The organism is Haemophilus parainfluenzae T3T1, assembly GCF_000210895.1.
GTDB classification, from domain to species: domain Bacteria; phylum Pseudomonadota; class Gammaproteobacteria; order Enterobacterales; family Pasteurellaceae; genus Haemophilus_D; species Haemophilus_D parainfluenzae_A.
Genome location: NC_015964.1, coordinates 1500445 through 1517884, shown reverse-complemented (window position 1 = coordinate 1517884; position 17440 = coordinate 1500445). Strand labels below are relative to the sequence as shown.

Below are 17440 nucleotides of genomic sequence, written 5' to 3'. Positions count from 1 at the left end.
TCGTTTTTTACTTTATGGATAATCAATGAATTGGCAAACTGAACTTAACTCAAGTTTAAGCTGGATTTTGACCGCACTTTTCTGGGTGATTGTATGCTTTAGCGTGACGACACTTGCACTCAAACAAACCACATTCGGTCAGAAGTTTTGGCATATCGCATCCCCTTCGATTAATCGCCGTAATAGCATCAAAATCATCATTATGCTACTGGTGTTGTTTACCATGATTTTGTTAGAAGTGCGCTTTAGCGTACTCAACTCTTTTTTCTATAACGGGCTTTATAGCTCGATGCAGGAATTAGATGCGGATAAGTTTTGGTTCTTTGCAAAACTCAATGCACTCTTAGTATTGGTACAAGTTATCCACTCCATCGCCGATTATTTCTTGCAACAAGTATTTGAAATCCGTTGGTTGGAAAGCTTGAATAAAGTCCTTGTTAAACGATGGTTAGAAAATAAAAAATACTATCGCCTCAAATACGAAAAAGATCTGCCCGATAATATTGATCAACGTATTGAACAAGATGCCCGTGAATTTATCAGTAGTACTGTGAAAATTGTGCGCGGTATGATTAATTCTATTCTGACTACCATTGAATTCACTATCATTCTTTGGTCACTTTCTGGAATATTAAGTCTTTTTGGCTTGAATATCGAAAAAGGCGTCGTTTTCTTTATTTATGCTTTTATTATCCTCGCAACACTGATGTCTGTTTGGATTGGTCATCCGTTGATCAAACTGAACTTCAATAAAGAAAAACTCAATGGTGACTACCGTTATTCTTTAATTCGAGTGCGAGATAATGCGGAAAGTATCGCGTTCTATCAAGGTGAACAGCAAGAACAGCATTTACTGAAAAACAAATTTGCCGAAATCATTCATAACCGTTGGGCAATTGTGTTGAGAATGTTGGGATTAGATGGCTTTAATGGAAGTGTCACGCGTGTTGCAAAACTTTTACCGTTAATGCTGCAAGCGCCTCGTTTTTTCACTGGACAAATCAAACTGGGTGATATGCACCAAACTGTGCAAGCATTTAACCGATTAATGACCGCACTTTCCTTCTTCCGTTTGTTCTATGAAGAGTTTACGCTCTATCAAGCGCGCTTAAATCGTCTTTATGGTTTTATGACGAAGTTGGATGAATTAGATCATTCAGAGGTTCATCAACCCATGAAATGTTCTAACCGTGTTGCATTGTCAAACTTTGGTATTAAAGACGAGCAAGGCAGATTGTTGCTTAATAACTTAAATATTGAACTAAAAAATGGTGATGCTTTATTAATTCAAGGTCCATCTGGCACAGGGAAAACATCGCTATTAAAAGCGATGGCGGGGATTTATCCTTTTGAAACAGTTGGTCTGGTGGAACATCCTTGTGTGACCAGTTTATTCTTACCGCAGCGTCCTTATATGCCACAAGGCACGTTACGTGAAGCGATTTGCTATCCAGATATTGATCCTTATCATCCTGAATTGGAAAAAACACTGACTGATTGCTGTTTAGATAAATATCTTCATAGCCTTGATGTAGATAACGATTGGCAAGCAATTTTGTCACCGGGTGAATTACAGCGTGTGGCATTTATTCGTATTTTACTGACGAAGCCTGAAGTGGTCTTTTTGGATGAAACCACATCAGCACTTGATGAGCCAACCGAGTATCTCCTTTATAAAACAATTAAAGAGCAGTTACCCAATATGATCATTCTGAGCGTGGGCCATCGTGGCACATTGCATCAGTTCCATAACAAGCAATTGGATTTGGCTGTCTGCATCGTCTAAATCGCAAAAGGCTAAATTATATTTAGCCTTTTCTTTTTATAAGGCCTATACTGCTACCTAGAACTTGCACAATGCTTGCTACACACCCCAATCCCCCCTATAATTCCCCCAATTTTTCTAATTTCATTTTCACAATGTCAAATAAAACCATTGCTAAAAATACGCTATTTCTTTATATCCGAATGCTCTTCAACATGGGGGCCATGCTGTATATCTCTCGTGTGGTATTACAGGTTTTGGGAGTAGAAGATTTTGGTATCTACAACATTGTGATGGGCGTTGTGGTCTTATTTTCCTTTTTTAATGGCACAATGACCGCCACCACTCAGCGTTTTATTAACGTAGAAAAAGCCTCGAATGACATTCAACGTGTCAATAAAGTCTTTAATATTAGCATCTTAAATCACCTACTCATTATTTTTATCGTATTCGTGTTAGCTGAAACTGTTGGTTTATGGTTTTTAAATCACAAATTAGTGATTCCCGCTGAACGCTTGCAAGCTGCGAACATCGTTTACCAATTAGCATTAATTATTGCCCTCATTGAAATTATCAAAGTGCCATTCAATGCCATGATTGTTGCACACGAGAAAATGGGATTCTATGCGTGGTTGGGATTAGGTGAAACCATTTTAAAACTGACCTCTGTCTTTATCTTAAGCCACATCACACATTACGATAAGTTGATTACTTATGGCTGCTTATTGCTTTCAGTCAGTTTAATTGTGCTCTCTCTTTATGTGCTATTCACTAAATATTACTTCAAAGAGGCCGCACGTTTCCGTTTATATAAAGATTTAAGCAAAACCAAAGAAATGGTGAGTTTTTCAGGTTGGATGCTTATGGGGCAAGTTGCTTATGTGGGGTCAACACAAGGCTTAAATATGGTGTCTAACTTATTCTTTGGCGTAGCGGTCAATGCTGCTGTTGCCATTGCGACACAAGTAGAAGGTGCGGTTTATAGCTTTGTGAATAATTTCCAAATGGCGGCTAATCCGCAGTTGGTTCAGTCTTATGCAGCAAAAGATTATGATCGCAATCGCCAATTAATTCTTGGTATTTCAAAATATTCACTTTATTTAATGGCAATTCTCTCTGCGCCTGTATTATATTTCACCCATACCTTACTGACATTCTGGCTAGGCGATCATCTTCCGCAATATACTGAACAACTTGTACAAGCTATTATTGCTTGCTTATTGATCAGTGCGATGGCAGGAGCATTTTGGATGAGTGCATTAGCCATTGGCACATCTACCGTAAAACAATACAATATCATCGTAGCGTTAATCGATCTTTGTACGGTGCCATTAGCTTATTATTTGTTCACACTAGGTTATAATCCAGTATTTGCCTTTGTGGGTAAATTTAGTACGATGGTCATCTCACAAATCTATCGATTATATTTTATTAATAAAAAAATTAAATTTAACCAAAAAGAATTTGTCTCATATTTAGTGAATGTTGGCGTGGTGTTTGGTCTACTATTAGGTATCATCTATATATCAGATACCACCCGCAGTTATTCTTTATTGGAATTTATTGGGCAATCCATCATCTTAGAAATGGTATTAATCTGTGTCATTTTAATCTTTGGATTAAACACCGCAGAAAAAAATTTCTTGTTTAGCTATTTAAAGAAAAGAGTAAGAAAATGAATCAACTTCTTATTGATTTAAAAAACAAACTGAATCCTATTGTTGAACTGATCAAAGATAAAAACGACGTATTTTATTTCGACTACCCACTTCATTTGAATGTGGGCGATTTATTGATTTATCACGGCACAGAACAATTTTTCAAAGATCACCACATTAACGTGACCTTAAAACGTTGCGAATATGATTTAGATCTTGAAGAAGTCAAAGCGAAAATCACACCAAACACCACCATCCTTTTACATGGTGGCGGCAACTTTGGTGATCTTTATCCGCAGCACCAAAAGATCCGTGAAGAAATGGTGACGAATTTCCCGAATAATCGCATTATTGTGTTGCCACAAACTGCTTATTTTAAACACGAAGAAAATCTGCAAAAATCAGCCGCACTTTTCCGTAGCCACAGTGATTGCCATTTATTGGCGCGTGACGAAAGAACGGCGAACCTATTTGCACAATTTTCAAATCATGTTTATTTGTCACCGGACATGGCTCATCAGCTTTATGGCACCATGGAAACGAAACAAGGCACAACGGGTGAGCAGCTTTACTTCCTACGTAAAGATATTGAAGCGAGTGATATCGAGAAAAATATCCTCGCGCAATTACCTGCCAACAGTAATGTAAAAGACTGGGAAGATATCCTTTCAACAGAAGATGATGTAGTTTTAGCATTAAGCTGGCGAATGAGTAAAATGGCCAATAAATTTGGTCTGGGTTGGCTGAAAGATCTTTGCCATCAATTCTGGTATGCCTATACTCAACGTATTGTAAAACGTGTTGCACAAGTATTCTTAGCGAATGATAAAGTCACCACAACTCGCTTACATGGTCATATTTTCTCTTGCTTGTTAGAAATTCCAAATCGTGTTTGCGATAACTCTTATGGCAAAAATAGTAGCTATGCCAAATTATGGACCAAAGAGCTAGATTTTGTTGAATTGGATAAATAATGTTTGAATTAAAAAAACTCATTACCGCTATGATTCTTCCCCCATTTAATATTTTAATTTTGTGGGGGCTGTCTCTTATTCTAGCTAAATTCAATTTCAAAAAATTAAGCCGAATTTCGACCGCACTTGGTTTCTCACTACTCTATCTTTTAAGCATTCCTTACACTGCACAAGTACTTAAAGATAGTCTCATTACTGAAGATCATTTAACACTGCAAGATTACCAACAAGCTCAAGCGATCGTTTTACTGGGTGGTGGCTTGCGTGATAGCAAAGAACTTTATGCGCCATTAGCTTCAACTGCTATTCAACTTGAACGCTTACGTTATGCCGCTTTCTTACAAAAAGAAACACACTTGCCACTATTAATTACAGGGGCGAGTCCAACAGGCGCTATTGAGGCCAAAATCGCCGCCGAAGAACTCCAAAACTTCTTTAATGTGCCAACTAAATGGATTGAACCTAAAGCACTTACTACTAAAGAAAATGCGCTTTTCACCAAACAAATGTTGGAAAAAGAAGGTATTCACAAAATTATTTTAGTCACCAATGAATGGCATATGCAACGTGCAAAATTATTATTCCAACAACAAGGTTTTGATGTGTTACCTGCAAGTGTAGGTGAAGGCATTACGCCTGACAGTTATGGACTCAATATGATGCATTTTATTCCACAAGGTGGCGCGATTACGAAAAATATGCAATTACTCAAAGAGTGGATTGGATATTGGAAAGAACGCTAAAGTGCGGTCAAAAGATCACAAATTAGATAATGTTAAGAGGAAGAAAACATGAGTCAAATTACACGCGAACAAATGCTTCAGGTATTCGAAAATCGCTGTTCCACTCGTTATTACGATCCGAATAAAAAAATTAGCCAAGAAGATTTCGCGGCAATTTTAGAATTTGCTCGTTTATCACCAAGCTCTGTCGGTTCCGAGCCATGGAAGTTCTTAGTGATTCAAAATAAAGCATTACGCGATAAGCTCAAACCTTTTAGCTGGGGCATGCAATATCAATTAGATGATTGTAGTCATTTAGTGATCATTCTTGCGAAGAAAAATGCTCGATATGACACGCCTTTCTTCCGTGATGTGGCGGTGCGTAGAGGTTTACAAGGCGAGCAATTAGAAAAAGCCTTGGAAAAATATAAAGGCTTACAAGAAGTTGAAATGAAAACCGCAGAAAGCGAGCGTGCATTATTTGACTGGACAAGCAAACAAACCTACATTGCATTAGCCAATATGCTAACTGGTGCCGCGGCTATCGGCGTAGATTCTTGTCCTATTGAAGGCTTTAACTACGATAAAATGAATGAGGTTTTAGCCGCTGAAGGTCTCTTTGATCCAAATGAATGGGGCGTATCTGTGGCAGCAACATTTGGTTATCGCGCGAGAGACATTACCAAAAAATCTCGTAGACCAATTGAAGAAATCGTCACTTGGGTTGAATAATCTATTTTCAAATAAATGGGCAGCAAACGCTGCCCTTTTCTTTAGCCACCAAATAAGGCGGCTCCACCTGTTACAGCCCCCATCGTGCCATATAACAAGCTTAGTGCAAAAAAGATCATAATTGCGCCCGCAATACATTTGATCATGGCCTCGCCTTTTTGATTAGAACCAGTTAAACCGTACCAATGGCCTAATCGCGTTGCGACATTTCTCGCATAGCGTACTAACGCAGCAAAAAGTGAAAGCATTAATCCTGTGCCGAGAGACATGGCAAACGTAGCTACAATTCCCCACCAATAAAGATCCAGCATATAAGCGAGAAAGAGCACAAAAATAGCGCCACTACATGGTCGCATACCAATAGTCAAAATCACTAAGAACTGAGATTTTAAATCACCTGATTGCTTAAGCTGTTGATTATTAGGTAGATGTTGATGCCCACAACTACATTGCGTTTGGCTTACTTTTCCTTGTTCATATCGAAATGGAGAAGCTGTTCCAATCTGTTTTGGTAATGATTGGATCGATGTAATACGAAAAGATTGTTTTTTCTTTAAGCCTTTCAAACCTTGAGCAATCCAATAAAGTCCTAATAGCAATAATAAAATGAGTGCGCTACGTTCCAGCCATAACTGGCTAAGTTTAAAATATTTAGAGGAAAGATTAAGTATCACCACCACAATGGAGGTTGCTGCGACTGCGACAAAACCTTGCATGAGAGAGGAAAGCAAACTTAAGCGTACGCTGGTTTTAAGTTGGCTTTCGTGAGTAGAAAGATAACCAGCAATAATAAATTTTCCATGCCCAGGCCCTAATGCATGTAATACACCATAAGAAAAAGCGGCGAAAATCAACCACAATCCTGCAGTTGATGAATGTGCTTGAATCTGGTGTAGATTTTCAGAAATCAGCTGATTAAAGGCTTTTTGCCAATCGGCTACTTGTACAAAAAGCCAAGGTAGCAAGGCGAAAATAATCACCAATAAGCCGATAAAAAGTGCGGTCAATTTTAACTTCATTTTTTATTCACATTTAATTTTTACTTTCTGCGCAAACAATACACCAAGAGAATCATCTTCATTTTTTTGAGATTTATCCAATGATGAAGCGTAGGATTTAATTTTTTCATCGACATTAGGTTCGAGCACCTCCCCTTTGCAGTTTGCAGGAAGTGCTGAAAAATCAACCGCTCTTTTACCTATTTCAGCATAACGCATTGCCACATAATAGGTACTGTCATAAGTCATCAGCGTAAATTCGTTATTTTGCAAAGCCTGTGGCTGTGCTAAAAGGAAATCAAAATAATATTCCACCTCATTCCCTTTAACACGCATGCCATAATTTTCAGGCTGTTTTTTATATTTGATCTTGTGATTTTCTTTATCAAAGACATAACTAAAGTAATGTTCATTCACAACGTTTGCCATTACCTCATCAACTAATTTCTGTTGAGCAGCTTTATCCCCTTTCGTCTGCATCATGTCATACAATACGGCTGAAGAGCTGGCTTCATCTAGTAACCATTGAGTCGAAAAACCAATTAATTGATTATCTTTCACTAATGGTTTGGTTTGCATATCAATAAAGGCATGAGGATGTGCGAGAACCGAAAAAGGAGAAATTAGCGATAATCCTAGGAGTAATTTTTTAAACATAAATAAGAATAAAGTGGGCTAAATAATTGAATAGACAGATTTTATCACAAGCAGTTCCTAATCAAAATCGAATAAAAATCAATCTAAACGTAAAAAATCCTGTGATTTTCTTGATTTGTATCAACAAATTATTCATTCGCATTTCCATTATAACTGAAATTTATGTACTATTTGTCTCGTCAAGTGATTGCTTGATATTCATAAAGTTCCTAAATAAAATAATCATAAATATAGCTAAACTACTTTCCTACCACCCTATATGGGTGGTTTTTTTTGCCTTTCAAATAGCTTATTCCCTAAACATCAAGTAAAATAACCGCACTTTTATTCATAACATCGAGAAAACTATGTCAACGCAATTTGTATATACGATGCACCGTGTCGGCAAAGTGGTGCCACCGAAGCGTCATATTTTGAAAGATATTTCTTTAAGCTTTTTCCCTGGTGCAAAAATCGGGGTACTCGGCTTAAATGGTGCGGGTAAATCAACCCTTTTACGCATTATGGCGGGCGTGGATAAAGAGTTCGAAGGTGAAGCTCGTCCACAACCTGGTATTAAGATTGGTTATCTTCCACAAGAACCAAAACTTGATCCGCAACAAACTGTACGTGAAGCAGTAGAAGAAGCCGTTTCTGAAGTGAAAAATGCACTAACCCGTTTAGATGAAGTCTATGCGCTTTATGCTGATCCTGATGCGGATTTCGATAAACTCGCGGCAGAACAAGCAAACCTTGAAGCCATTATTCAAGCACACGATGGCCATAATTTAGATAACCAATTAGAGCGTGCTGCAGATGCATTACGTTTACCGGATTGGGATGCCAAAATTGAGCATTTATCTGGTGGTGAGCGTCGTCGTGTCGCGCTTTGTCGTTTATTACTCGAAAAACCAGACATGCTCTTATTAGACGAGCCAACCAACCACTTAGATGCAGAATCGGTAGCATGGTTAGAACGCTTCTTACATGACTACGAAGGTACTGTTGTGGCGATTACCCACGACCGTTACTTCTTAGATAACGTAGCAGGTTGGATCTTAGAGCTTGACCGTGGTGAAGGTATTCCTTGGGAAGGTAACTACTCTTCTTGGTTAGAGCAAAAAGAGAAACGTTTAGAGCAAGAACAAGCCACTGAAAACGCGCGTCAAAAATCAATTGCGAAAGAATTAGAATGGGTTCGCCAAAATCCGAAAGGCCGTCAAGCGAAAAGCAAAGCTCGTATGGCGCGCTTTGATGAGTTGAACTCTGGCGAATACCAAAAACGTAACGAGACTAACGAACTCTTTATTCCACCTGGTCCACGTTTAGGTGATAAAGTGATTGAGGTAGAACATCTCACTAAATCTTACGGCGATCGCACTTTAATTGATGATTTATCATTCAGCATTCCAAAAGGGGCTATCGTAGGTATTATTGGGCCAAATGGTGCGGGTAAATCGACCCTATTCCGTATGCTTTCAGGTCAAGAACAACCAGATAGTGGCTCAATTACGATGGGTGAAACGGTTGTACTTGCCTCTGTCGATCAGTTCCGTGACTCAATGGATGATAAGAAAACCGTGTGGGAAGAAGTGTCTAACGGACAAGATATTCTTACTATTGGCAACTTTGAAATTCCAAGCCGTGCGTATGTTGGACGCTTCAACTTCAAAGGCGTAGATCAACAAAAACGTGTTGGCGAATTATCGGGTGGTGAGCGTGGTCGTTTACACTTGGCTAAACTTCTACAACGTGGTGGTAATGTGCTGTTATTGGACGAACCGACCAATGACTTAGACGTTGAAACTTTACGTGCGTTAGAAAATGCGATCTTAGAGTTCCCAGGCTGTGCAATGGTGATATCCCATGACCGTTGGTTCTTAGACCGTATTGCAACTCATATTTTAGATTACGGTGATGAAGGTAAAGTGACGTTCTACGAAGGTAACTTCTCAGACTACGAAGAGTGGAAAAAGAAAACCTTAGGTGAAGCCGCAGCACAACCACATCGTATTAAATATAAGCGTATTGCAAAATAAGAAATTAAAGTGCGGTCACTTTTGACCGCATTTAAATATCCTCAAGGAAAATATATGAAAAAATTATTTTTGATTTCTGCCTCTATTCTTAGCTTAACTGCTTGTGTTTCGACCGAATTATCAAATCAAAATCAGCCTTATGACGCCTCAAAAGATGCTCGTATTCGATTATACGGGCAAAATGGTAGACCTTCTTATTTAACTGTAAATATTGATGGTAAAAAGGAAAAAGTTACTATTGGTGGCGGATTAGGACAAGCATTTAGTTCAATGGTTGGAGCAAAAAGCAACGAAAGTATAGGTATGCCAGCAACAGAATTAAGCAAAGATCCTTCTGCTCATTCAAAATTTTTATCTGGTATATTTTTCAAAGAATTTGTTATCCCTGCTAATAGTGAAGTAACTGTTCAAAATGAAATTATTCCATTAGATCATTCGCATACTCACTATACAACTACTGAAAAAATTACAACTATAATAAAAGGAAAAAGCTGTAAAGGTAACATGATTAGTTTTATTCCTGAGGCTGGTAAAAATTATGAAGTTGCGCCAATAAGTTCTGATAGAGAATGTGGTGTTAGTCTTTATGAAATTAAATAAAATATAAAAATACGGTATCTCTACCACATTTTTATTCAGGAGTGACTATGTTAGTTTATTTGCACATTGTTTGTGCATTTTTAAGTTTGGGATTATTAATTATCCGTGGGGGAATGCAATTAAGTGGGAAAGATTGGCGAGCGATTAAACTACTAAAAATTTTACCGCACTTAGTGGATACACTTTTAATTGCAAGTGGCTTAACGATTTTCTTCTTGGTCGGTTATCAGTTACAAAGCTGGCTCATCATGAAAATCATCATGCTTGTGCTTTATATCTTCTTCTCAGCTAAATATTTTAGTCGTAAAGCAGTCAATCCAAACAATGCATTTCTGGCATTTGCTGTATTAAGTTTCTTGGGTGCAATTTTCTTTGCTTACCAACCAGACTTCATGGAAAGTTAATCATAAAAAAATCCATCTTCAATTGAAGATGGATTTTTTGTTTTATATTAGCCACCCGCTAATTTTACTTTAAACCCTTTTTGTTCTAAAAGTTGTTTTAGTAAATCACGTTTTTCGCCTTGAATCTCAATATTGCCGTCTTTAACTGAACCACCACAACCACAACGTTTTTTAAGTTCAGCCGCTAACTTTTTCAATTCATCATCAGATAAATCGAGCCCAGTAATCACTGAGACGCCCGCACCTTTTCGACCACTGGTTTGTTTTTGGATGCGAACCACACCATCACCTTTAGGGCGTTGTACCGGCTGTTTTTGCGCTTTAATTCGACCGATTTCGGTAGAATAAACTAAAGTACTCTCTGTCATATTACGAAAGTGATGAATTAATTGAACGAAGCACTTCTGCTGGATTTTCAGCTTGAGTTATTGGGCGACCAATTACTAAATAATCAGAACCAGAACGAATAGCCGCTGCAGGTGTCATAACGCGACGTTGATCGCCAAAATCACTTCCAATTGGACGAATCCCTGGCGTGACTAATTTAAAATCAGGACCACAAGTATTACGTAAAATCTCCACTTCTTGTGGTGAACAAACAACTCCATCTAATCCCGCACGCTGTGTTAAATGCGCAAGACGTAATACATGCTCAAGTGGTGAAGAGTTAATACCGATTTGTAATAAATCCAAATCTTCCATACTGGTCAATACCGTTACAGCAATTAATAAAGGCGCATCTTTTCCATAAGGTTCAAGAATTTTCTTCGCCTCTTCCATCATTTTCAGACCACCGCTAGCATGGACATCAACCATCCATACCCCTAAATCAGCCGCAGAACGCACTGCTCTTGCCACAGTATTAGGAATATCATGAAATTTAAGATCGAGGAAAACATCAAATTGGCGCTCGTGTAATTGCTTAACAAAATTTGTTCCCAGTGTGGTAAACATTTCTTTACCCACTTTTAAGCGGCATAAGCTTGGATCAATTTGATCCACGAGGGATAGCGCTTGCGCTTCCGTTTCGTAATCCAATGCAACGATTACTTTGCTATTCATAATTTTACCTCACTGTGTCAATTAATTATGTTCTGGTTTGATGGATTCCCACTGTTTGCAAGAAGGACAATTCCACATTAATTTATGGGTTTGATAACCGCAATTTGAGCAACGATAACCAAAGCCTTGCTTAATTCTCTCACCGACCATTTTATGTAGCAAAATTAAGCTTTCTTTACCTCGCCCTTCCTCTGCATCATCAATTTGGAATTGAATAAAACGGTGGAAAATAGATGTACTTGGATTTTTGGTTAGTTGTTGATAAAGCTTTGATTGAGCGGCACTCTTGCCATCTTTCTCTTCAATCACGCTTGCTAACATTAAATCGACTTTTGTATTGTTAACCTGCTGACTGGCTCTAATTAGAAATAACTCAAAGTTATCTCTCTCCCCTAATTCATCATAACAATATTTGAGCGTTTTCAGCACTTCACCAATATAAATTGGATTTTGATCAAGAATATTCTCTAAAAACTGAATGGCTTGACGATAGTTTTTATTAGCCATTTCTAAATCAGCAAGCAACATTGATGCTCTCACACTGGTTGGAGATACATTCAGCGCTTTTTGTAAAATACTGCGTTTTTCGTCCGCACTTTCAAGTTCACCGCTTAAGGCATATTCACAATAACATTGTGCTAATTCCACATTATTTTCTTTGGGTGAGATCTTGGCAAGCTTCTCTGCGATATTAACGGCTTTTTTCCATTCTTTTGTTTTTTGATAAATCACCAAAAGCTGTTGCAGTGCATTTTCTGCAAACTCTGGCTCATCTACCATAATAATATAAAGGGCTTCAGCACGGTCATAAAAACCCACCGTCATGAAATCTTTGGCAAGTTGCTGTTTAGCTAATAATTTTTGTTCGAAAGAATAATTGGGACTACGATCGAGCGCTTGATGGATCCGTAAGGCACGATCCACTTCGCCTCGAGAACGGAAAAGGTTACCGAGTGTTAGCTCAGCTTCAAATTGTGAGTTGCTTTCAATTTCATTTTCTGTTTCTTGTTTTTGCAACATATCAAGAAACAAATCAACAGCTTTATCCGTTTGATTAGAAAGCAAAAAATTGACCCCCGTGACATAATCACGGGAGAGTTTATTACTAACATCTTCCTGATCTTTCTTGGCACTCCGATGCCCCATATACCAACCGTAAGCGGCGGCTATTGGCAGAAGCAGAAAGAGTAATTCAAGCATTATGCTGCCTTATCGCGAGTAGTCGTTAATTCGTTAATTTGTAATGTTTGACGTTTAACTTGACGCGCTAACGACATATTTTTGAATTTTAATTTTAAGTAGAAGAATCCGGTAATTAACCAACCTAAAATTAATCCAAAACCAAATAAAATCGCGACTAACGTTGAAAGTTGGAATTGGCTTTCAGCAACAATGTAGTTAAAGGTGATTACTTGATCATTATTCGCCCCTATAGTTACCGCAACGATTACGATAGCTAGCACAATAATGAGTCCGAGAATATATTTAATCATCACAATCTCCTTGTTAAGAATAGTTTCATTATGCCAAAATTTGTAATAAAAAACGACACCTAAGTGTCGTTTTATTGATATCGATTGAATGTTTAAGCAAAAACATTTACGCGATCTTTTAATTCTTTACCCGCTTTAAAGTGCGGTACAGATTTAGCATCTAATTTTACAGAATCACCAGTTTTAGGATTACGGCCCACTCGCGGTTGACGATGGTGTAAAGAGAAGCTACCAAAACCACGTACTTCAATACGATTACCTTCTTCTAAAGATTGTGCAATGAGTTCAAGAATATCCTTTACAATACCTTCTACTTCTTTTGCGGATAAAGTTGGGTGCTTTGTTGATAGATTTTCAATTAGTTCAGATTTAGTCATCGTCAACTCTCCTTTAAATTTGTACTTAAACTTGTTATTAAGACTTACAGGTAATGCATTAGTTCATAATAAATTACCGCTAAATCCTTGTTAATTATAGCTGGTAATAATAAGGCTGAGTCAATGACCCAGCCTTATTCATGTGAATTAATTATTCACCTTTAGCTGCTTTGAAAGCTTCAGCCATTGCGTTTGGAATAGCAACATCTTCTTGTTTATTATTCACGTTTGCAACTGCAGCTGCTTCTTCAGCTTGATCTTTCGCTTTTACAGATAAGTGAACGATACGAGCTTTACGATCAACACCAGTGTATTTCGCTTCAACTACATCACCTGCTGCAACTTCGTTTGTTAAGTCTGCTGCACGGATATAACCTTCAACGCCACCTGCTAATTCAACTTTAGCACCTTTAGCGTCAGCTTCAACAACAGTTGCAGAAACTACAGCACCTTTTTTGGTGTTTGCTACGAAGTTGTTGAATGGATCATCTTCAAGTTGTTTGATACCTAAAGAAATTCGTTCTTTCACTGCATCTACTGCTAATACTACTGCAGATACTTCATCACCTTTTTTGTAGTTGCGAACTGCTTCTTCACCTGCAACATTCCAAGAAATGTCAGATAAGTGAACTAAACCGTCGATACCACCTTCAAGACCGATGAAGATACCGAAATCAGTGATTGATTTAATTTTACCAGTAACTTTGTCGCCTTTGTTGTGAGTTTCAGCGAATTGAGTCCATGGGTTAGGTTTGCATTGTTTTAAACCTAAAGAAATACGACGACGCTCTTCGTCAACTTCTAATACCATTACTTCAACTGTATCGCCAAGGCTTACAACTTTAGATGGGTGGATGTTTTTGTTAGTCCAATCCATTTCAGAAACGTGAACTAAACCTTCAACACCATCTAAGATTTCAACGAAACAACCGTAGTCAGTTAAGTTAGTTACTTTACCAGTTAATTTGCTGTTTACTGGGTGGTTTTCAGCGATAGCAACCCAAGGATCTTGACCTAATTGTTTTAAGCCTAAAGATACGCGAGTACGATCTTTGTCAAATTTTAATACTTTAACAGTTACTTCGTCGCCTACATTCACGATTTCGCTTGGGTGTTTAACACGTTTCCAAGCCATATCAGTGATGTGTAATAAACCGTCAACGCCACCTAAATCTACGAATGCACCGTAGTCAGTTAAGTTTTTAACGATACCTTTAACTTCTGAACCTTCAGCTAGGTTCTCAAGGATTTGTTCACGTTCTTGGCTGTTTTCAGATTCGATCACTGCACGACGAGAAACTACAACGTTGTTACGTTTTTGATCTAATTTGATTACTTTGAATTCTAATTCTTTACCAAGTAGGTGATCAGCTTCACGCGCAGGACGTGTATCAACTAATGAACCAGGTAAGAATGCACGAACACCGTTTAACTCAACTGTGAAACCGCCTTTCACTTTACCGTTGATTAAACCGATAACGGTCGCTTTTTCTTCGTAAGCTTTTTCTAATTCAATCCAAGATTCGTGACGAACAGCTTTCTCACGAGAAAGTTTAGTTTCGCCGTAACCATCTTCAACTGCATCTAAAGCTACGTTTACTGTGTCGCCAACTTTAACTTCAAGTTCACCTTGAGCGTTTTGGAATTCAGCAACAGGAATTGCAGATTCAGATTTTAAGCCTGCATCAACAAGTACAAAGCCTTTTTGAATAGCAACAACAGTACCGCTAACGATTGAACCTTGACGGGTTTCAAGGCCTTTTAATGATTCTTCAAAGAGTTGAGCAAAAGATTCTGACATATAAATAATCTTCTTAATTTAAGTTAATAACATCCACATTAAGATCCATAAAATGCGGGGTTGAGGATAAATGTCTATTCTTCCTTGAATAAACAGTTAAATCGAAATTGACGCTTTTTGTTGAATATAATCCAACGCTTGAGCAATGACTTCATCAATACTCAATGTTGTACTATCTAACAATAAAGCATCGTCAGCCGGTTTCAATGGCGCAACCTCACGATTTCTATCGCGAAAATCGCGTTCTTGTATCTCGGCTAAAATCTGTGCAAAGTTACCATTAATTCCCTTATTTTGCAACTGTTTATAGCGTCTTTTTGCACGTTCTTCCGCACTTGCATCTAAAAACAGTTTAACTTGTGCATTTGGGAAAACCACGGTCCCCATATCTCGCCCATCAGCAATCAGGCCATCATTTTTGCTAAAATCCTGCTGAAGTTGCAGTAAAGCAGACCGCACTTTTGGGAAAACCGCCACTTTTGAGGCGGCTTCCGCCACTTCTTGCGTACGGATTAAATGACTCACATCCATCCCTCCAAGAAGCACATTGACTTCTCCATTCTTTGGAATGAACTGAATATCTAAATGACGCGCTAACTCCGCTAATCCCTCTTCATCGGTTAAGTCTGCATGGCGTTTCAGTGCAGCCAATGCCGTCACGCGATAAATAGCGCCACTATCTAATAAGGTAAAACCTAACTTTTCTGCCAACGCGTAACAAAGTGTTCCTTTCCCTGCTCCGCTTGGGCCATCAACGGTGATGATTATCCCCATATATTACCTCTTATAATCTTTCTATCATGCCCAACACTAATGCCGAGGATTGTTTAGCTGCAAGTGGGAGAAATTCTTCAAATGACATACTCGCTTCGCCATCGCCTGCATCTGAAATGGCTCGAACGACTACAAACGGTACGTTAAAGGCATGACAAACTTGTGCAATTGCTGTGGCTTCCATTTCTACTGCTGTCACATTGGGGAAATCCGCTTTAATTTGAGCAATTTTTTCTTCGCTATTAATAAAGCTATCGCCCGAACAAATTAAACCACGTTTCACATTTTGCCCTTGTGATTGGGCAATTTCGTCTGCTAAATCCGCTAATTTTTTATCTGAAAGAAAAGCCGCTGGATTCGCAGGTAACTGACCTTTTTCATAGCCAAATGCCGTCACATCAGCATCGTGATAGCTGGTTTCATCGGAAATAACGATATCTCCTACCTTTAAGCCTTTTGCCACACCACCTGCTGAGCCTGTATTTAAAACCACATCAGGTTTAGCTAATTGTAATAAAGCGGTAGTGCCAATAGCTGCCGCAACTTTACCAATCCCTGATTGCAATAATGCGACTTCTTTACCATTAATTTTGCCTTCAAAAATGACCGCACTTGCCACTTTTGTTTCTTTTTTATCTGTCATTAATTGGGATAAAATTTCCACTTCTTGTGCCATTGCACCAACAATCCCGATTTTCATTATTTTTTCCTTTCTTGTTCGAGTTTACTCACTAAGAAATCTAATACTGCTACGCCATAATCATCGTTATAGAGCGTACTCGCGGTGAGAACATATTTTCCGCCCACAACCACATAAGGGAAAGTAAAGACACCATATTCTTCTGTCAAATAAATGGCGTTACTCACATCCTCTTTCACTTCTTTGGAATGGACAACTTTATTAAATTCAGTTTTACTAATCCCTTGTGAGACAACCCATTCACGCATCTTATCTAATGTGGATAATTCGGTATAGCGTGCTTTTTCAGAGGTTTCAAATAACAACACATCTGATAACTCACCCACTTTTAAACGCTGTAATGTATAGAATATTGTGGCTGAAAATTTAGCTTCATTTGTAGCAACGGGATGTTCTTCTAATGCCACTTTATTTGGACGAATTTGGCTATAAAGTTGCAAAATATCTTGAGCTGAAGAACAAACTCGGCAATCGTAATCAAAGAAAAATTGGATAGGAATTTTACGATCATTTCTTTTAGCTTGTTCAATGGGTTCTTGATATGAAAAATAATCTCGACCATCTTCAAACTGTGCCACATTTGCTGGTGGTAAGTGCGGTGAATTTTTGGCAGAAAAATCCTTTGCATTGACTTCACCGAATGCGACATTTGTCACACTCAGCAATATCATTGCAAAGGATCCTTTTAATAATTTATTCTGCCAA

The 17440-nt window shown here is 38.2% G+C and carries 19 protein-coding genes; 8 read left to right on the top strand and 11 right to left on the bottom strand.

Annotation, left to right across the window (positions count from 1 at the left end; genetic code table 11):
* Positions 1-25: 25 nt before the first annotated feature.
* From PARA_RS07640 to PARA_RS07620, 5 genes are all read left to right on the top strand, one after another.
* Positions 26-1786, top strand: coding sequence for an ABC transporter ATP-binding protein/permease (locus tag PARA_RS07640; protein ID WP_014065260.1), 1761 nt, complete (start codon positions 26-28; stop codon positions 1784-1786).
* A gap of 134 nt (positions 1787-1920) precedes the next feature.
* Entirely contained in the window at positions 1921-3444 is a 1524-nt protein-coding gene (locus tag PARA_RS07635; RefSeq protein ID WP_014065259.1) for a lipopolysaccharide biosynthesis protein, read from the top strand.
* Positions 3441-4397 carry a polysaccharide pyruvyl transferase family protein gene (locus PARA_RS07630; RefSeq protein ID WP_014065258.1) on the top strand — a complete coding sequence of 319 codons (957 nt, stop codon included), beginning with the start codon at positions 3441-3443 and terminating at the stop codon, positions 4395-4397. Before PARA_RS07635 ends, PARA_RS07630 begins: the two co-directional genes overlap by 4 nt.
* The gene (locus tag PARA_RS07625) at positions 4397-5140 is read left to right on the top strand and encodes a YdcF family protein (protein WP_014065257.1); all 744 of its coding nucleotides are present in this window, start codon (positions 4397-4399) and stop codon (positions 5138-5140) included. Before PARA_RS07630 ends, PARA_RS07625 begins: the two co-directional genes overlap by 1 nt.
* 48 nt (positions 5141-5188) lie before the next feature.
* Positions 5189-5851, top strand: a complete 663-nt coding sequence (locus tag PARA_RS07620) for an NAD(P)H-dependent oxidoreductase (protein ID WP_014065256.1) — start codon at positions 5189-5191, stop codon at positions 5849-5851.
* Between the two features lie 41 nt (positions 5852-5892).
* On the opposite strand, the gene zevB is transcribed toward PARA_RS07620, so the two are convergent.
* Complete coding sequence (gene zevB / locus PARA_RS07615) at positions 5893-6870, bottom strand: zinc transporter permease subunit ZevB (protein ID WP_014065255.1); 978 nt, start codon at positions 6868-6870, stop codon at positions 5893-5895.
* 3 nt (positions 6871-6873) lie between these two features.
* Positions 6874-7506 carry a zinc transporter binding subunit ZevA gene (gene zevA / locus PARA_RS07610; protein ID WP_014065254.1) on the bottom strand — a complete coding sequence of 211 codons (633 nt, stop codon included), beginning with the start codon at positions 7504-7506 and terminating at the stop codon, positions 6874-6876.
* 347 nt (positions 7507-7853) lie between these two features.
* Here zevA and ettA point away from each other — a divergent pair, with 347 nt between their 5' ends.
* From ettA to PARA_RS07595, 3 genes are read left to right on the top strand one after another with little or no spacing between them, the layout of a single operon-like run.
* The gene (ettA, locus tag PARA_RS07605) at positions 7854-9524 is read left to right on the top strand and encodes an energy-dependent translational throttle protein EttA (RefSeq protein WP_041918263.1); all 1671 of its coding nucleotides are present in this window, start codon (positions 7854-7856) and stop codon (positions 9522-9524) included.
* A 54-nt stretch (positions 9525-9578) separates the two neighbouring features.
* Positions 9579-10124 carry a hypothetical protein gene (locus PARA_RS07600; protein ID WP_014065252.1) on the top strand — a complete coding sequence of 182 codons (546 nt, stop codon included), beginning with the start codon at positions 9579-9581 and terminating at the stop codon, positions 10122-10124.
* Between the two features lie 47 nt (positions 10125-10171).
* A complete protein-coding gene (locus tag PARA_RS07595; protein ID WP_014065251.1) occupies positions 10172-10528 on the top strand; it encodes a SirB2 family protein in 357 nt (118 codons plus the stop codon).
* Positions 10529-10575: 47 nt separating this feature from the next.
* Here the strand turns inward: PARA_RS07595 and yciH are convergent, their stop codons facing one another.
* The 9 genes from yciH to PARA_RS07550 all read right to left on the bottom strand — a co-directional run bounded on the left by yciH (position 10576) and on the right by PARA_RS07550 (position 17406).
* Positions 10576-10896, bottom strand: coding sequence for a stress response translation initiation inhibitor YciH (gene yciH / locus PARA_RS07590; RefSeq protein WP_014065250.1), 321 nt, complete (start codon positions 10894-10896; stop codon positions 10576-10578).
* A gap of 1 nt (position 10897) precedes the next feature.
* The gene (gene pyrF, locus PARA_RS07585) at positions 10898-11590 is read right to left on the bottom strand and encodes an orotidine-5'-phosphate decarboxylase (protein WP_014065249.1); all 693 of its coding nucleotides are present in this window, start codon (positions 11588-11590) and stop codon (positions 10898-10900) included.
* Positions 11591-11611: 21 nt separating this feature from the next.
* Positions 11612-12790 carry a lipopolysaccharide assembly protein LapB gene (gene lapB / locus PARA_RS07580; protein ID WP_014065248.1) on the bottom strand — a complete coding sequence of 393 codons (1179 nt, stop codon included), beginning with the start codon at positions 12788-12790 and terminating at the stop codon, positions 11612-11614.
* Positions 12790-13083, bottom strand: coding sequence for a LapA family protein (locus tag PARA_RS07575; protein WP_014065247.1), 294 nt, complete (start codon positions 13081-13083; stop codon positions 12790-12792). Before PARA_RS07575 ends, lapB begins: the two co-directional genes overlap by 1 nt.
* A 92-nt stretch (positions 13084-13175) precedes the next feature.
* Positions 13176-13460 (bottom strand): integration host factor subunit beta, encoded by a 285-nt coding sequence (locus PARA_RS07570; RefSeq protein WP_005695916.1) that lies wholly within the window; start codon positions 13458-13460, stop codon positions 13176-13178.
* 151 nt (positions 13461-13611) lie between these two features.
* Positions 13612-15261, bottom strand: a complete 1650-nt coding sequence (gene rpsA / locus PARA_RS07565) for a 30S ribosomal protein S1 (RefSeq protein WP_014065246.1) — start codon at positions 15259-15261, stop codon at positions 13612-13614.
* Between the two features lie 96 nt (positions 15262-15357).
* Positions 15358-16035, bottom strand: coding sequence for a (d)CMP kinase (cmk, locus tag PARA_RS07560; protein ID WP_014065245.1), 678 nt, complete (start codon positions 16033-16035; stop codon positions 15358-15360).
* A 10-nt stretch (positions 16036-16045) separates the two neighbouring features.
* The gene (locus tag PARA_RS07555; RefSeq protein WP_014065244.1) at positions 16046-16735 is read right to left on the bottom strand and encodes a 5'-methylthioadenosine/adenosylhomocysteine nucleosidase; all 690 of its coding nucleotides are present in this window, start codon (positions 16733-16735) and stop codon (positions 16046-16048) included.
* Positions 16735-17406 (bottom strand): thiol:disulfide interchange protein DsbA/DsbL, encoded by a 672-nt coding sequence (locus PARA_RS07550; protein ID WP_155106205.1) that lies wholly within the window; start codon positions 17404-17406, stop codon positions 16735-16737. The genes PARA_RS07555 and PARA_RS07550 overlap by 1 nt, the downstream gene beginning before the upstream one ends.
* Between the last annotated feature and the right edge of the window lie 34 nt (positions 17407-17440).

Excerpts from the sequence above, each read along its gene's own strand:
- PARA_RS07640 (WP_014065260.1), top strand. The coding sequence starts at position 26 with ATGAATTGGCAAACTGAACTTAACTCAAGTTTAAGCTGGATTTTGACC.
- PARA_RS07635 (WP_014065259.1), top strand. The coding sequence starts at position 1,921 with ATGTCAAATAAAACCATTGCTAAAAATACGCTATTTCTTTATATCCGA.
- PARA_RS07630 (WP_014065258.1), top strand. The coding sequence starts at position 3,441 with ATGAATCAACTTCTTATTGATTTAAAAAACAAACTGAATCCTATTGTT.
- PARA_RS07625 (WP_014065257.1), top strand. The coding sequence starts at position 4,397 with ATGTTTGAATTAAAAAAACTCATTACCGCTATGATTCTTCCCCCATTT.
- PARA_RS07620 (WP_014065256.1), top strand. The coding sequence starts at position 5,189 with ATGAGTCAAATTACACGCGAACAAATGCTTCAGGTATTCGAAAATCGC.
- zevB (WP_014065255.1), bottom strand. The coding sequence starts at position 6,870 with ATGAAGTTAAAATTGACCGCACTTTTTATCGGCTTATTGGTGATTATT.
- zevA (WP_014065254.1), bottom strand. The coding sequence starts at position 7,506 with ATGTTTAAAAAATTACTCCTAGGATTATCGCTAATTTCTCCTTTTTCG.
- ettA (WP_041918263.1), top strand. The coding sequence starts at position 7,854 with ATGTCAACGCAATTTGTATATACGATGCACCGTGTCGGCAAAGTGGTG.
- PARA_RS07600 (WP_014065252.1), top strand. The coding sequence starts at position 9,579 with ATGAAAAAATTATTTTTGATTTCTGCCTCTATTCTTAGCTTAACTGCT.
- PARA_RS07595 (WP_014065251.1), top strand. The coding sequence starts at position 10,172 with ATGTTAGTTTATTTGCACATTGTTTGTGCATTTTTAAGTTTGGGATTA.
- yciH (WP_014065250.1), bottom strand. The coding sequence starts at position 10,896 with ATGACAGAGAGTACTTTAGTTTATTCTACCGAAATCGGTCGAATTAAA.
- pyrF (WP_014065249.1), bottom strand. The coding sequence starts at position 11,590 with ATGAATAGCAAAGTAATCGTTGCATTGGATTACGAAACGGAAGCGCAA.
- lapB (WP_014065248.1), bottom strand. The coding sequence starts at position 12,790 with ATGCTTGAATTACTCTTTCTGCTTCTGCCAATAGCCGCCGCTTACGGT.
- PARA_RS07575 (WP_014065247.1), bottom strand. The coding sequence starts at position 13,083 with ATGATTAAATATATTCTCGGACTCATTATTGTGCTAGCTATCGTAATC.
- PARA_RS07570 (WP_005695916.1), bottom strand. The coding sequence starts at position 13,460 with ATGACTAAATCTGAACTAATTGAAAATCTATCAACAAAGCACCCAACT.
- rpsA (WP_014065246.1), bottom strand. The coding sequence starts at position 15,261 with ATGTCAGAATCTTTTGCTCAACTCTTTGAAGAATCATTAAAAGGCCTT.
- cmk (WP_014065245.1), bottom strand. The coding sequence starts at position 16,035 with ATGGGGATAATCATCACCGTTGATGGCCCAAGCGGAGCAGGGAAAGGA.
- PARA_RS07555 (WP_014065244.1), bottom strand. The coding sequence starts at position 16,735 with ATGAAAATCGGGATTGTTGGTGCAATGGCACAAGAAGTGGAAATTTTA.
- PARA_RS07550 (WP_155106205.1), bottom strand. The coding sequence starts at position 17,406 with ATGATATTGCTGAGTGTGACAAATGTCGCATTCGGTGAAGTCAATGCA.